Here is a 14,492-nt window from a genome sequence, read left to right on the forward strand (position 1 = left end):
ATTTTGAGTAATTAAAAAAAAACTATTTGGACAAAATTATACCATTTTTTATTTTTAGTAGGTTCAAATCCATAACCGTACCCATAGCCATAACCTTTTTTATCGAAATTTGTACCATTTAAAAGCATTTTCATTTTTGGTAATCTACCATCATCAAACAATGGTTTGGCAACCGCAACCAAGTGTCTTTTGTCAATATTATCTGCACTGACAACATAAATGAACATATCGGCAAATTTAGAAATAAGAAGGGTGTCACTTACTAAACCCACTGCTGAAGCATCTACAATTATATAATCGTATTTATCTTCAAAATAATTAAATAGCTCTTCAACTCTTTTGCTCATCAAGAGTTCAGATGGGTTAGGAGGGATGGTTCCCGCAGCTATGACATCTAAAAAAACGTTGTCCTTTAGTTGAGTAACAATATCATCAGGGGTTAAGTTTTTATCTGCCAGATAATCCGATAGACCAACCTTTGCAGAAGGTTTCTCCTTGAGGGCTTGCATAATTGTTGGCACTCTAATGTCCATTTCAATCAACAACACTGTTTTTTCAGAAAACGAAATAGATGAGGCTAAATTAGTGCTGGTGTGTGATTTCCCTTCTTGCGCGCGGGTAGATGTTACAAAAACCTTTTTTGTATGTGCTTTATGATCGCTCAATAAAAAGTCTATATTAGACCTTAGTATCCTAAAAGCCTCTGCCTTGGGAGAATAATCGACCTTGTTTATAAGCTTGGTTTTTTTGCTGGTCATAGGAATATCACCTATATATGGAATATTCAGCACCTGCATTAAGTCATCTTTATCATGGATTTTAGAATCCAACATATCTCTTGTGTAAATGAAACCAACAGGAATCATCAAACCTATCATAAAAGCTGCTAGATAGGTAATCATTCTATTTGGTGCCACTGGTCGATAATTCGAATAAGCCGAGTCAATAACCTTAGCATTTGGAGAAAACATACCCAAACTTATCGCTGATTCTTCACGCTTTTCTAACAAATACAAATAGAGCGACTCCTTGATGTTTTGCTGACGTTCGATATCTCTAAGTTGTCTTTGTTTGGTGGGGGCAGAATAAAGTTGGCCTCTAATTCTGGCATCCTCTCTATTGAGGCTATTGAGTGTAATTTCGCTTGACCTTTTCATAGTCACCAATGCACCTTCCAAGTTGTCTTTTAAAGCATTGATTTCATTAGTCAAGTTTATCACTGCTGGGTTTTTTTCAGTCGAATTTTTCAATAACTTATCACGTTGGGCAACCAAGTCATTATGGTTTTTTGTAACTTGGTTGACGTTGGAATCAGCAATCCCGAGGTTAGATGGCAGTAAATCAGAACTCTTATTCTTTTCTTTAATTTCTTGTTGCAAATAGTCTATTAACTGAATCGTATTTGCGGTGTTATTAATATCAAATTCATTTTGTTTTTCACTCTGCAAATAGATATCGGCTTGCGAGCCAAGAGCGGTGAGGTTGTTTCTTTTCTGAAGCTGTTCTGCAGTAAAATCTACCTCTTCCAATTCTTTAAAAACCAATTCCAACCGATTATTAATAAAATCTGACGTTACTTTAATCACATCTTCCTTATCTACAATCACATCATTATTATATTCTCTAATTATCTGATTGAGAATGTCGACAGCTTTACTAGGAATGTTGTCTTGAAGCGTTAATTTAACAATGCTCGATCCGTCATCTGTTGATGTCATAATAGCTGACTGGTAACTGTTTACGATTGATGTTACAGGTTTTATTGAAACTTTTAAATTACTTCCTGTTTTTGGTGCATATTTTCCAATATTTGGTACGATCACCATATCACCAAACCCTGTATTAATGCGTTTTCCAAAAGAAAATGATTTTCCTTCAGAGTCATCGCGGTCTATAATAGATTTTCCATCATCTTTGAATACTAAAAATTCTGATTGAGATTTTATCTTGATATAAAGTGTAGTATCAACCTTATGAATAATTGAATCACTGACAAAGAAGTTTAATTTGATCGGTGGGTTTTCATATAACTCTTGCTCCTTAATTTTACCTTGTTCAAAATATCTGACATTAAGCTCTAGGTTCTTTACAATATTAGCGATTATGGTTCTTGAGGTCATAACTGCAATCTCATCTTTTATTTTATTCGTGCCGTCAGCAAAAAGCCCCACTTTTCCCATTTCTTCGATACTCGGTAATTTTTGGGATTGCTTTTCATCTTTAATTTTAATAGTTGCAGATGCTTGATATTTATTGGTTGAATACCGAAGGTAAGTGTAGGCTATTGACAAAGCAAGGATAACGAAAATTGAAATTAATTTCCATCTCGAAAGATAAAGTGCTAAAGTTTTTTTGATTTCGTTAGTAGGTGAAGTTTTATTAGATTCCATGAAACTTTAGTATAAAAATATAAATTATTTAATTAAAAATACCGCTACAATGGTAGTTAAGGTGCCTATAGCTGAAATGAGCACCGCATTATTTTGATTATAACTTGAAGAGCGTACTCTTGCATTATTAGGCTCCACGTATATAACATCATTTTGCTGCAAGTAATAGAGCGGAGAACTTACGGCGCTTACTGAAGTCAGATCAATTTTTGCAAACCTTTTTCGACCATCTACTTCACGAATCAATAGTACATTTTTGCGTTTACCAAAAATAGTTAAATCATTGGCCAAACCTAATGCTTCAAGCAGAGTGATCCGTTCATCTTGTATAGTAAATGTGCCAGGTTCTGAAACTTCACCAATAATGGTGATCGTAAAATTCACTAGTCTTATGTTTATTATAGGGTCCTTAGCATATTGGCTAATTTTTTCTTTAAGCATTTCCGTAAGTTCTATTCTGGTCATCCCTGCAATATGTAGTGTGCCTAAAACTGGGAATTCGATATTGCCATTATAGTCAACTAAATAGGTCTGCATACGTTGATTGTTGGATGCATTGACAAGATCATCACCTACTGAAACCATCGCCAAATTAAATGGTTGGGCTGCTATCGGATCTGCAGCAGTTACATTGATTGTCAAAACATCATCTGGTTTATAGATGAGCTGTTCAGGCGTCGAATCTAAATAGCCGTCGCTCAAAGGTTCATCCTGAAAATATAGAAGGTCTTTACGAGAGGCACAGGAAGTAACGAGCGCTACTGCTAATAGTGAAATGATAACAATATGTATTTTCATTTTTATTGTATTTAGTTCTAAATTAAAAATAAGGTTATTTTTTATTATCTAATACTTCATAAGTGGAGTTATTAGATATATATTCTGGGATTAAAAGCTTTATTGAAGATACTATTTCTAAAGGTTGAGTTAAGGAATTTATAGCAGTGAGTCGATTAATTTCCTTTTCCACTTTAAGGATATCTAAAGGTCTTGATTTGGCGATCATTATCTTGTCATGATAGGTTTTTTTTGTGTTTTCTCCATCTGCTAAGAGCTCTTCATAAATTTTTTCACCTGGCCTTAACCCAGTGATCTTGATGTTTATGTCTTCTGGGTAACGCAAACCGGATAGGATGATCATGTTTGTTGCAAGATTAAAAATCTTAATAGGTTCTCCCATATCAAAAACAAATATCTCTCCACCGTTACCCATTGCAGCGGCTTCTAAAACAAGTTGGCAAGCTTCAGGAATCGTCATAAAGTAACGTGTAATATCCTTGTGTGTCACTGTTAAAGGGCCTCCTTTTTCTATTTGTTTTTTGAATAATGGTATCACTGAACCATTAGATCCCAATACATTACCAAACCTTGTAGTGATAAACTTTGTATGTCCTTTTTCTCTAAGGCACGTCACATAAAGTTCTGCAATACGCTTGGTGGCTCCCATGACGTTTGTTGGGTTAACGGCTTTATCTGTAGAGATCAGCACAAATTTATCAACACTGTGCTTTACCGCTATATCCGCTACATTTTTGGTGCCTCCAATATTGACACTAACCGCCTCAAATGGACTGCTTTCCATTAATGGCACATGTTTGTAGGCCGCCGCATGAAAGACTATTTTTGGCTTATATTGATTAAATATTTGGTCCATTCGCGTTCGGTTGCGAACATCTGCCACAATTGCCTCTACATTATCGAGGCCTTGTTGTCTGAATTCTTGTTGGATATCATAAAGTGCCGACTCTGCGTTATCTACAAGAATTATTTTTTTATAATTATATAAACTTACTTTTCTACAAATTTCACTACCAATTGATCCGGCGGCGCCTGTAATCAGTATAATTTTATTTTCATACTCATCAGTAAGGGTAGGGTTGATAATAGATATCGGATCTCTTCCCAACAAATCTTCAATATTGATTTTTTTAATCTGTCCAATACTCAAATCACCATCTATCCAGTTCTGAACTGGGGGCACAATTTTAACATGAAGGCCCAATTCAAACAAATACCCGGTAATTTGAAGTAAACGGCTGGGTTCAATATTTTGAATGGAGACGATAACCTCATCTATTTTGTTTTTCGAAATTAACTCAGAAGTTATTTTTTGAAGGCTGTAAACAGGCAGCAGGTTGATCTTTTTCCCCACCTTACTTTCATTGTCATCTATAAACCCTATTACTGTATAGCTGTTTTTAGGATCATTGCTAATAGCATCGTAAGTGATCATCCCAGAATTGCCAGCACCAAAAATCAGGACTTTTTTAGTAGCGCCAAAATCATTATTTATAGAATTAAATAACGATTTTATAGAGAGTTTAAAACCAATAAGTAACAATACATTAAGGAGCAGGTGTATATAAATTATAGACCCCGGAATGTCGAATAGTTCACTATAATTATATTTCCGGCTAAAGTAAGTGGAAATAATCAAGATGGTTGCCAACAAATTAGCGCCAATAATAATATTAATAATGTCCTTGTAGCCTGTAAAACGTACCACACCTTTATGTGACCCTACTGCCAAAAAGCTGATTAATGCTGCTAACAGCATATATGGAACTTGGCCAATCATTAAATTGAGATCAAAATCAATTTGGAAGTTGAATCTTATAAAATAGGCCAAAAAGAAAGTAAAAACTACAACCATTAAATCAAAAAGTAGCACTAGCCATTTGGAGGCGTACTTTTGAGATATTTTATGTAGAAATTTGTAAATCATGAATTGAAATAGGTGTTAACTGCTTTTACAATTCTATTGCGTTCAATATCAGTTAAATTTGAACCACTTGGCAAACATAGTCCTTTTTCGAATAATTCATCTGAAACCCCATTGAGATAATTTGGTGCATCCTTAAAAATTGGTTGTTGATGCATAGGTTTCCATAGCGGTCTGGATTCTATGTTCTCATTTTCTAAAGCCAGCCTTAAACCTTCTCTTGTGGATTTAGAGTCTAATAAAATACAAGATAACCAACGGTTTGAAAAACAACCCTCCGGTTCTTCTAGAAATATAATATTCTTATTGTCTTTAAAAGCATCAACGTAAAACTGATGGTTGGAGCGTCGTTTTGCAACATGGCTATCCAATATTGTCATTTGTCCGCGGCCTATGCCTGCAATGATATTGGACATTCTGTAATTGTATCCAATGTGCGAATGTAAGTAATGGGGGGCATGATCTCGTGCCTGAGTTGCCAAGAAAACTGCTTTTTCTTTTTGTGGCAACGTCTTGGTTACAAGAGCGCCACCTCCAGAGGTCGTGATGATTTTATTACCGTTAAAAGATAGGATTGAAAAATCGCCAAATGTTCCGCATTTTTGACCCTTATAATTACTTCCTAAGGCTTCTGCGCTGTCTTCAATAACTGGAATGTCATATTTTAGTGCGATTTGGTTAATCTCATCTACCTTATAGGGCATCCCGTATAAATGTACAGCAATAATGGCCTTAGGTGTCTTGCCTTTAGCAATTCTATCTTTAATTGCTATTTCAAGCTGCAAAGGGCACATATTCCAGGTCTCTCTCTCGCTATCCACAAAAATAGGTGTTGCACCTTGGTAAACTATCGGATATGCTGAGGCTGAAAAGGTCTTACTTTGACAAATAACTTCATCTCCGTTTGCAACCCCCAATAAAATAAGACTCAAGTGAAGGGCAGAAGTGCCAGATGCTAATGCAGCAACATAACGATCTTCTTTTAGATAGGACTGTAAATCGATTTCAAAGCCATTTACATTTGGGCCTAACGGGGCTACCCAGTTAGAGTCAAAAGCTTCTTTTATGTAAGCTTGTTCATTACCACTCATATGTGGTGATGACAGCCAAATTTTTGGTTTCATAAGTGAGAATTGTTGAGCAACTGTTGAGGTCGCATTCAATTTCATGTCATTATAGGTGTCTGGGACATGACCTTAATAATCATTAAATATGCGTCAATAAGGCCTCAATAGCCAAATTAAGACGACCAAAAGTAAAAATTTACGATATGAAATCTAATCCTCATTTAAAAGGGCTTTTAATGTTTTTGGTATTTTTACAATGACCGTATATTTCCAAATAGAATTTGCTCAAAGAACGTGATTTTCTTTAGAACTTCCGAGTTTGTTGCTCCGTTTAAACAAGCAAAAATGGTCTTGTCATGGCATATTAATAGTGTAGTTAAGGTATTATAAACTAAGTTTTTAAAAATTATGAGCAATTGGCAAAATTCTTTGCAATGGCAAACGTTGTCAAGTGATATGGAGATCATGGCTTACAGAAAGCAAGAGCGCTTCACTTCAGCTAACCTCGGCAACTTTGTTGGAGGTTATCTTTTGATCTATGTTTAAGATTCTTTTTTTCAGAAATATGTAAAGCACTAAGGCATCAAAGACCGTATTTGGGCTGATGGAGTAAAGTTGATCGAGAAAGCTTCAGCGGTGACATATAAAGCATATAAACCAACAAATGTTTTTTACATTCGACGCAGCATAGCTGGTTGAATGGCTCAGCTTATTGAGAACATTAAAAATTCATAAATTGTTACAAAAACAGTGTTAACAGCAAGGTCATCTGCTTTACTCACCATTCATCGCAATATTTATAGGTAATTTCTGTGAGAAGCCAATTGTTTTGTCTTCTTTTTTGTCAGAAAGCAATAATTAATTAAGTATTTTTAACAAAATAAACATTCCAATTGATGGGACTTGCGCGGTTTGAGAATTCAGAAAAGTATATCTTATGATTAAGGAGCGTATTTTGATTTTTGGTGCATCAGAACATGCGCGCTGCGTTATTGATATTATTGAACAGGTCAATAATTATCAAATTGTTGGGGTAATTGATCTTTTGATGACCAAAGGGTCATCTTACCAAGATTATGAGATTTTAGGAAATATCAACGATTTACCCGAGATTATAGAGATTTATAACGTCCATAAAGGAGTTATTGCTATTGGAGATAATTATTTAAGAAGTAGAAATGCTCAAATTATCAAAATGAGTTCAATTGATTTCTCTTTTGTCTCTGCAATACATCCTTCTGTCATCCTTGGAAAAAACGTCATTGTAGGTAATGGTACAGTCATGATGGCAGGGGTAATTGTTAACAATGACACAACTATTGGTGAACATTGCTATCTTTCAACAAAAGTATCGTTGGGGCATGATTCTGTGCTAGCTGATTTTTCAAGTTTGAGCCCTGGGGTTACCGCTGGAGGGCGCACTACAATTGGTATGTGTTCAGTAGTTGGTATTGGTACAAATATTCTCCACGGAAGAACAATTGGCGATCATTCCGTGATCGGTTCAGGTTCGCTGGTGGTCAAGGATATCGAAAATTATGTAGTGGCTTATGGTAGTCCTGCTAAAGTGGTGAAAACGCGTGAGATTGGTGAAAAATATCTTTAATTAAAAATCTTTAGAATCTGAGTTTTACGGATAAAAATGCATCACATTGCTTTTTGATATTTTTTACCTGCACGGCTTGTATCTTTTACCAAAGATAGGGCGTGATGTTTTGAAAGATCGATAGTAGGATTTGTTTTGGGAGATCTTTTATTTTTGTTTAAGACGACTGCAATGAGACCAGGATCCAATTTATTTTATGTTGGATGCTCTAAATTAGACTATTTATCTGTGTTATATTGATCTGCTTTAATTAATTTTACAAAATGACATTAAGAAATTAAAAAGATGAACATCTTAATAACCTCGGCAGGACGTAGAGTTTCTCTCGTTAAATCTTTTCAAAAAGAGTTGAAAAAAATAGATTCCTCAGGCAAGGTATTTGCTACTGATTCGGATCCATTTTTATCAGCTGCTTGCCAAGTTGCGGACGGTTTTTTTAAGGTTCCACAATTACACGTTGTCAATTACATTGATGTTTTAATCGATTTTTGTAAAATTCATAGTATTAGCTTGATAGTACCTACTATAGATACTGAATTGTTTGAACTTGCAAAAAATAAAGTGCGATTTGAAAAGCAGGGTATTGCTGTTGTCATTTCTTCGGTTGAATTTGTGTCTAAGTGTCGCAATAAAAGACAGATACATAATTTCTTTATACAGCACAATATAACCGTAGCTAAAGAATACGCTAAGGATAATTTTGAACTTCCGCTTTTTATTAAACCTAGTGATGGAAGTAGGAGCGTGGATACCTATTTGATAAGGTCTGAATCAGATTTGACACCGTATCATTTTGAAAATAAAAAATTAATGTTTTTGGAGTATTTGGATCATGATCACTATGATGAATTTACTTGCGATTTATACTTCAGTAAAGACCATAAACTAAAATGTGTAGTGCCTAGAAAAAGATTGGAAGTTAGGGATGGAGAAGTTTATAAAGCATTGACGGTTAACAATTCTTTAATTCCTTATATAAAGAAAAACTTGAAGTACATTGAAGGTGCCGTAGGTTGTCTCACAACCCAATTTTTTATGCACAAAACAGATGAGAAATTAATTTATGGGATAGAAATTAATCCGCGTTTTGGTGGAGGGTATCCATTAACCTATTTATCCGGTGCCAATTTCTCAAAATGGATTATTGAAGAGCACATGTTAGAAAAAACCATTGAAGAAAAATTTGATGTTTGGGAAAGTGATTTATTAATGATTCGTTATGACGATGAAATTTTGGTCCATGGATATAAAGGTTGACCAGAATACAGTCGTTGTTTTTGATTTGGATGACACCCTGTATAATGAATTAGACTATTTAAGGTCGGCTTACAAATCGATAGCGCAACATTTAGATCAGGACAATTGGAAATTGCTTTATTCAAAGATGTTTTCTTTATATCGAAGTAAAATCAACGTTTTTGAGTTTTTGTCCAGTAGTTATGAAATAGAGTTGCGCATGTTGATAGCGATGTATCGGGATCACCAACCAGATATTCAACTTTTTGATGGGGTTATAGAGATCTTACAGGATATACAAACAAGAAATGGAAAAATCGGAATTATAACTGACGGCAGAGCATCTACACAACGTGCAAAAATCCAGAGCCTTGGAATCTTGAATTATATTGATGAGATTATTATCTCTGAAGAATTGGGTTCAGAAAAACCAAGTTTGGCAAATTTTAAGGCAATAGAAAATTCTTTAACTGGTACTGTATTTTATTATATAGCTGATAATTTAAAGAAAGATTTTATTGCACCAAATACATTAGGTTGGAAAACCATAGGGTTGATCGATAATGGCAAGAACATACATTTCAATTCTCATTTATATATGGAGCGTCAAAACCTGCCTCAAGAATTTATTATTGGTTTTAACGATGTCAAAATTAACTGACACAAAAAATCTAATATTGATCCGTCCCCTTAAACTCCGGCATATCAAGATTTTCTGAGTTATTAATATCTGCCCTGTTAATAACTTTGTCTATCGTTTTTAGTACAATTTTGAAGTCTAGAGCGCATGACAGATGCTCCACATAATAAACATCATACTCAAACTTTTGTTCCCAGCTGATTGTGTTTCTTCCATTTACCTGAGCCCACCCTGTTATTCCTGGTAACACGTCGTGCCTTCTAAATTGTCTTTCATTATAATGTGGTATATATTTTGGTAAGAGCGGTCGGGGTCCAATTAAGCTCATATCACCTTTGAGTATATTAAGTAATTGAGGCAACTCGTCTAAGGAGAGCTTCCTGCAAAAATCACCAATTTTAGTAACGCGCTCTAAAGCAGGTAATAAATTACCATCCTTATCTGTGTTGTCATTCATTGTTTTGAACTTAATAATTGTAAAGAGCTTTCCATTTTTTCCAGTACGTTCTTGATAGAAAAAAGGGTGCCCATTATTAAGAATATACAGACAAATACTAAGAACCAAGAATAAAGGTGAAATAATTAGTAAGCCAACAAATGCGGCTAAAAAGTCTAAAATACGCTTTATGGATACTTTGTATAAGTTCATGTAGTCAATTAAATTTTTAAAACACTTTTGATCAATTTCACTAAATCGTTATTTATAATATTGACATCAAATCGTTCTTCGGCATAAGCTCTACTGTTAATTCCCATTTCTTTTATCTTGTGGGGATGGACAATAAAATATTCCATCGCTTTTACCAAAGCTTCTAAATTTTGAGGTTCTATTAAAAAACCATTTTCTCCTTCCTTAACGGCTTCCCGGCAACCTACAGAATCTGTAGTAATAATCGGGTTCCCACAAGCACATGCTTCTAATGCAGTTCGTGGTAAACCTTCCCTATAATAGCTAGGCAGAACAAAAATATCCCTTTTATGTAAGTGCTCATCAATATTTAATTGCTTACCATGAAAAACAATAACGCCTTCTTCATGTAATTGATTAACTTCATCTTCACTGATTGCAGATGGGGATGTTTCAAACGGGCCTATTAAATGGAACTCTGACGTAGGGTATTTTGCTTTTAATAGTTCTGCAGCTTCCATATATAAAGCAATACCTTTTTCTTCAATTAATCTAGCAATCAATAGAAAACTCACGTTATCGGAAGTGTTTTTTTCTTTAAATTTGAACTGGTCAAGATTTACCCCAGAGCCACTTACAAAATCTACTCTCTGCTGTTTTGAAATAACTTTACGATCTAAAAATAACTGATAGTCATCGTTGTTTTGAAATATGATGATTTTATTTTTTCTAATTGATAATTTGTAAAGCGTCTCATTAAACTTTTGCAACGTTCTGGACTTAGCAGATAGCCCTGTAAACGCATAGCCCAAACCAGTGATTAATGAAATTACGGGAACTTTACACATATTGGCAGCCAAAGACCCATAGATTACGGGTTTTACTGTATAGGGAAAAACTAAATCTATTTGGTTATCCTTAATTATGGATTTTAACTCCATAATTGATTTTAGATCATTTAATGGATTAAGGCCAGTACGCTGCAACTTAAATTCAATGTGAGAGGCTCCCATTTTTCTAAGTTCTATTAAGTTGTCATCTGTGTAAGCTGGGGCTGCAGTAAAAACTTGAAAACCATTACTGATTAAGCTTTTAATAAAATCACCTCTAAATCTTATAAGCGAGCCCGCAAAAGAGGCAATCAGTAGTATCTTTTTATTCTCCATCTCGTGTTAGTTTTGATTGAGAAAGGTAAACTTATACCATTTTTGGAAGCAGTAATAAGACCACACTCTAAACGTGCTATCTTTTTTACTTTCTAAGTGGTCCTTCACTAATTGTGTAATTACTCCCGCATTAAAAATTCCTTGAGATTTTAACAACTCTGGTTCAATATAGCTTTCAAGTTCTTTTCTTAGACTTTGTCTCAACCAATCACCCGTAGGGCTACCAAATCCACTTTTGCTTTTTTCTAAGAACTCTTCAGGAAATTGATCTCTGAACGCCTCTTTTAAAATATGTTTTTTGTTCCAGCCTTTCATTAAATAGCTTTCTGGTAAGGTATTGGCGAATTCCCATAAATCTCTGTTTAAAAAGGGAGCTCTACATTCCAAGGAGGTCATCATGCTTGTTCTATCAACCTTGGCCAGCATGCCACCTTCTAAGCTCAGCACTTTATCTACAAGCCTAAAGTCTGTCAGCGTCTCAATTTTTTGTTTTTGTAAAACGTCTTTGTATTCTTGATAAATATGCTCTTCAAAATAATCAGGAGACATAATTTCTTCCAATTGGCTTTTTGTATTTGCCAGAGAAATAATATCCCAATAAAAATCACCTTCGTAATCTATGGCATTCAATAATTTATTAATCCTAAATTTTCTACCACGCGTATCATCTGTATTGATCAGATATTTATTGCTCAACCCAGAAATAGTTTTATGAAGGCCTTTGGGAATAACCCCAGTATATTTTCTATTCATTTTGCCAATATAGTATTTATTATAACCTCCAAACACTTCATCGCCACCATCACCGGTTAATGCGACAGTAACATGTGCTCTTGTTTTTTCGGACAATAGGTGGGTGGGAAGCGCAGCGGTATCTGAAAAAGGTTCGTCAAAATTGAGCAAAATTTCATGAATATTATTTTTAAGATCGTCTTCATCAAGTATAAACTCATGATGATTACTATTTATCATTTTAGCGACCATTCGAGATTTATCAGATTCATCATAAGATGCTTTTTTAAATCCGATAGAGAAAGTATCGATCTTTTTATCAGTGGTTTGTGCTAAACAAAGTGAGATTATGGAAGAATCCACACCTCCCGATAAGAATGTACCTAAACCTACATCAGCAATAGACCTACTTTCTACACTTTTTTGAACGAGATCTTTTGTTTTTGCTTTTGCGTCTTCAAACGAAATAGATGTTGCTTTTGGTTTGGGTTCGCTATTAATTTTATGAAGTGTTGTGTGATGGGATGATAAATCATATTGAATATAATGATTGGCTTCCAATTTATAAATGTTATCGTAAATAGTATGTGGGGCAGGAATGTAAGTGAGTCTAAAATAGAGATTCAACCCTTTCTTTGAAATTTTCGGAGTAAAATCGATAGTGTTGATGATAGACTTTAATTCTGACGCCCAAATAAATGCGTTGTTTGTATGTGTATAGTAAAGTGGTTTTTCACCAAAAAAATCACGAGTAATAAACAGTTTATTGATCTTTTTATCATAAATGCTAAAAGCATACATACCATCCAGCCATTGAAAGGATTCAGTTCCATATTTTTCATAGGCTTTTAAGATGACTTCTGTATCACTGGAGGTATTGAAGGTAACACCTTCAGCCTCTAATTTAGATTTGATAACCTTGTAATTATAGATTTCCCCATTAAATACAATAACAATTTGCTGATCCTCTGAAAATATTGGTTGTTTACCAGAAGTTAAATCGATAATAGATAAACGTCGCATTCCCATACCAACCGTAAATTGGTCGGATTCTTCAGCAAATACACCGTCATCATCTGGTCCTCTGTGAATAATGAGATTATTCATAGCGTTGAGGATGGCCGTTATGTCGTCTTTATTTCTATTGGTTTTGGCTATGATGCCGTTAATTCCACACATGTAAATTCTAATTAATTAAAAAATTACTGAACTTTTCATAAATACTAGTTAGGTGATACTCCTTTGCTCTTTCTAAACTTAAAGCACTATATTTTTCTCTTTTATCAGGATTACTTCTATAATATTCGAGGGCTTTACTCAATCCAATGTGATCGTTGTTATTTACAAGTAGACCGTATATCCCTATATAGAATTCACCATTTTTAATAAGCGCTTCTTTATTTTCATTTAACAATTCTAATGGACCTGATAAGCAATTTGTTGATATGCAAGGCAACCCAATGGCCATGGCTTCTAGTAAAGCATTTGGAAATCCTTCAGTAAAAGAAGATAATACAAAGCAATTGCTAGTTAAAAAAAAATCGTTTACATTTTTTACGGACCCTTTAAGTGATACTTGCATTTCAAGTCCCAGTTTTTGTATTTCGTCATTCAAATACGTTTTCAAATGTCCATCGCCCAAAATTACAAGTTTATCACTGTTTATAACTTCTTTTAAAGCTCTTATAATCATTATTTGATTCTTCCTAGTATTTAAGGTGCCCGCAGTAATAATCTGTAGTGATTCAGTTTTTGTATTTAAATCTTTCGGAACTACACTTTTTTCCGGTATTTCAATAGGATTGTAAATTACTGCCATTGGAATTGTTACACCAAAATTATCCTTTAAATCTTTGTTGATATGGACTGAGTTTGAAAATAACTTGTCGCATCTGTTATAAAAAATCGGATAGAATATTTTAGATATGTATAGTGACAGTTTGCTCGTGACATTATCTGAAGGAAATCCACGTTCGCTGATAATTGTTTTTACTGAATTATTGACTGTTGAAATAATACCATTTATGAGGTTTGGAAATGCTAAAAAAAGAAATGGAAATATCGATTTTTTCACTTTTTATCAAACGATTGTATTTAATGATAAAGTTGATACTGTCGATAGTTTTGAGGTGAAACGGTCTATCAGACCCTGTTTTTGAGAGTATGACAACCCTTACGCCCTTAGGTATGGGGAAATGAATTTGATTATAAAAAAGAACCAATGTCACATTATAGTCATTTATTAATTCTTTTAAAAGAAGACTAATAACCTTTTGAGCACCCCCGTCTCCGAGTGTTATACACA

The 14,492-nt window shown here is 34.3% G+C and carries 12 protein-coding genes and 1 pseudogene; 4 read left to right on the forward strand and 9 right to left on the reverse strand.

Annotation, left to right across the window (positions count from 1 at the left end; translation table 11 throughout):
- Nucleotides 1-11: 11 nt before the first annotated feature.
- Genes A9996_RS17810 through A9996_RS17825 form a run of 4 tightly spaced genes read right to left on the reverse strand, consistent with a single transcriptional unit; the run spans nt 12 to nt 6,236 of the window.
- Entirely contained in the window at nt 12-2,390 is a 2,379-nt protein-coding gene (locus A9996_RS17810; RefSeq protein ID WP_066438461.1) for a GumC family protein, read from the reverse strand.
- A 24-nt stretch (nt 2,391-2,414) separates the two neighbouring features.
- Entirely contained in the window at nt 2,415-3,188 is a 774-nt protein-coding gene (locus A9996_RS17815; protein ID WP_066438464.1) for a polysaccharide biosynthesis/export family protein, read from the reverse strand.
- A gap of 34 nt (nt 3,189-3,222) precedes the next feature.
- A complete protein-coding gene (locus A9996_RS17820; RefSeq protein WP_066438467.1) occupies nt 3,223-5,115 on the reverse strand; it encodes a polysaccharide biosynthesis protein in 1,893 nt (630 codons plus the stop codon).
- Nucleotides 5,112-6,236 carry a DegT/DnrJ/EryC1/StrS family aminotransferase gene (locus A9996_RS17825; RefSeq protein WP_066438469.1) on the reverse strand — a complete coding sequence of 375 codons (1,125 nt, stop codon included), beginning with the start codon at nt 6,234-6,236 and terminating at the stop codon, nt 5,112-5,114. The genes A9996_RS17820 and A9996_RS17825 overlap by 4 nt, the downstream gene beginning before the upstream one ends.
- A gap of 351 nt (nt 6,237-6,587) precedes the next feature.
- Between A9996_RS17825 and A9996_RS20005 the strand changes: the two genes are divergently transcribed.
- The 4 genes from A9996_RS20005 (at nt 6,588) to A9996_RS17840 (ending at nt 9,682) form a co-directional block, all read left to right on the forward strand.
- Nucleotides 6,588-6,725 (forward strand): hypothetical protein, encoded by a 138-nt coding sequence (locus tag A9996_RS20005; protein ID WP_157487247.1) that lies wholly within the window; start codon nt 6,588-6,590, stop codon nt 6,723-6,725.
- A 391-nt stretch (nt 6,726-7,116) separates the two neighbouring features.
- Entirely contained in the window at nt 7,117-7,785 is a 669-nt protein-coding gene (locus A9996_RS17830; protein ID WP_066438472.1) for a NeuD/PglB/VioB family sugar acetyltransferase, read from the forward strand.
- A gap of 285 nt (nt 7,786-8,070) precedes the next feature.
- Nucleotides 8,071-9,042 (forward strand): ATP-grasp domain-containing protein, encoded by a 972-nt coding sequence (locus tag A9996_RS17835; RefSeq protein WP_066438474.1) that lies wholly within the window; start codon nt 8,071-8,073, stop codon nt 9,040-9,042.
- On the forward strand, nt 9,026-9,682 hold the full coding sequence (locus A9996_RS17840) for an HAD family hydrolase (protein WP_066438495.1): 657 nt from the start codon (nt 9,026-9,028) through the stop codon (nt 9,680-9,682). The genes A9996_RS17835 and A9996_RS17840 overlap by 17 nt, the downstream gene beginning before the upstream one ends.
- Before the next feature lie 10 nt (nt 9,683-9,692).
- Here A9996_RS17840 and A9996_RS17845 read toward each other — a convergent pair whose 3' ends face one another.
- The 5 genes and pseudogenes from A9996_RS17845 to A9996_RS20275 form a co-directional block, all read right to left on the reverse strand.
- Nucleotides 9,693-10,310 carry a sugar transferase gene (locus tag A9996_RS17845; RefSeq protein ID WP_066438479.1) on the reverse strand — a complete coding sequence of 206 codons (618 nt, stop codon included), beginning with the start codon at nt 10,308-10,310 and terminating at the stop codon, nt 9,693-9,695.
- An 8-nt stretch (nt 10,311-10,318) separates the two neighbouring features.
- The gene (locus A9996_RS17850; protein WP_066438484.1) at nt 10,319-11,455 is read right to left on the reverse strand and encodes a glycosyltransferase family 4 protein; all 1,137 of its coding nucleotides are present in this window, start codon (nt 11,453-11,455) and stop codon (nt 10,319-10,321) included.
- A gap of 6 nt (nt 11,456-11,461) precedes the next feature.
- Nucleotides 11,462-13,366 carry an asparagine synthase (glutamine-hydrolyzing) gene (asnB, locus tag A9996_RS17855; RefSeq protein WP_066438492.1) on the reverse strand — a complete coding sequence of 635 codons (1,905 nt, stop codon included), beginning with the start codon at nt 13,364-13,366 and terminating at the stop codon, nt 11,462-11,464.
- A 7-nt stretch (nt 13,367-13,373) separates the two neighbouring features.
- The gene (locus A9996_RS19750; RefSeq protein WP_083994020.1) at nt 13,374-14,006 is read right to left on the reverse strand and encodes a glycosyltransferase; all 633 of its coding nucleotides are present in this window, start codon (nt 14,004-14,006) and stop codon (nt 13,374-13,376) included.
- A 178-nt stretch (nt 14,007-14,184) separates the two neighbouring features.
- Nucleotides 14,185-14,492: pseudogene (locus A9996_RS20275) on the reverse strand (hypothetical protein); the annotation flags it as partial.

It is taken from the genome of Gelidibacter algens, assembly GCF_001678675.1.
GTDB classification, from domain to species: Bacteria; Bacteroidota; Bacteroidia; order Flavobacteriales; family Flavobacteriaceae; genus Gelidibacter; species Gelidibacter algens.

What these genes read in the sequence shown, in the direction of transcription:
- A9996_RS17835 (WP_066438474.1), top strand. Translation starts at nt 8,071, where the DNA reads ATGAACATCTTAATAACCTCGGCAGGACGTAGAGTTTCTCTCGTTAAA.
- A9996_RS17840 (WP_066438495.1), top strand. Translation starts at nt 9,026, where the DNA reads ATGGATATAAAGGTTGACCAGAATACAGTCGTTGTTTTTGATTTGGAT.
- A9996_RS17845 (WP_066438479.1), bottom strand. Translation starts at nt 10,310, where the DNA reads ATGAACTTATACAAAGTATCCATAAAGCGTATTTTAGACTTTTTAGCC.
- A9996_RS19750 (WP_083994020.1), bottom strand. Translation starts at nt 14,006, where the DNA reads ATGGCAGTAATTTACAATCCTATTGAAATACCGGAAAAAAGTGTAGTT.
- A9996_RS17820 (WP_066438467.1), bottom strand. Translation starts at nt 5,115, where the DNA reads ATGATTTACAAATTTCTACATAAAATATCTCAAAAGTACGCCTCCAAA.
- asnB (WP_066438492.1), bottom strand. Translation starts at nt 13,366, where the DNA reads ATGTGTGGAATTAACGGCATCATAGCCAAAACCAATAGAAATAAAGAC.
- A9996_RS17850 (WP_066438484.1), bottom strand. Translation starts at nt 11,455, where the DNA reads ATGGAGAATAAAAAGATACTACTGATTGCCTCTTTTGCGGGCTCGCTT.
- A9996_RS20005 (WP_157487247.1), top strand. Translation starts at nt 6,588, where the DNA reads ATGAGCAATTGGCAAAATTCTTTGCAATGGCAAACGTTGTCAAGTGAT.
- A9996_RS17810 (WP_066438461.1), bottom strand. Translation starts at nt 2,390, where the DNA reads ATGGAATCTAATAAAACTTCACCTACTAACGAAATCAAAAAAACTTTA.
- A9996_RS17815 (WP_066438464.1), bottom strand. Translation starts at nt 3,188, where the DNA reads ATGAAAATACATATTGTTATCATTTCACTATTAGCAGTAGCGCTCGTT.
- A9996_RS17825 (WP_066438469.1), bottom strand. Translation starts at nt 6,236, where the DNA reads ATGAAACCAAAAATTTGGCTGTCATCACCACATATGAGTGGTAATGAA.
- A9996_RS17830 (WP_066438472.1), top strand. Translation starts at nt 7,117, where the DNA reads ATGATTAAGGAGCGTATTTTGATTTTTGGTGCATCAGAACATGCGCGC.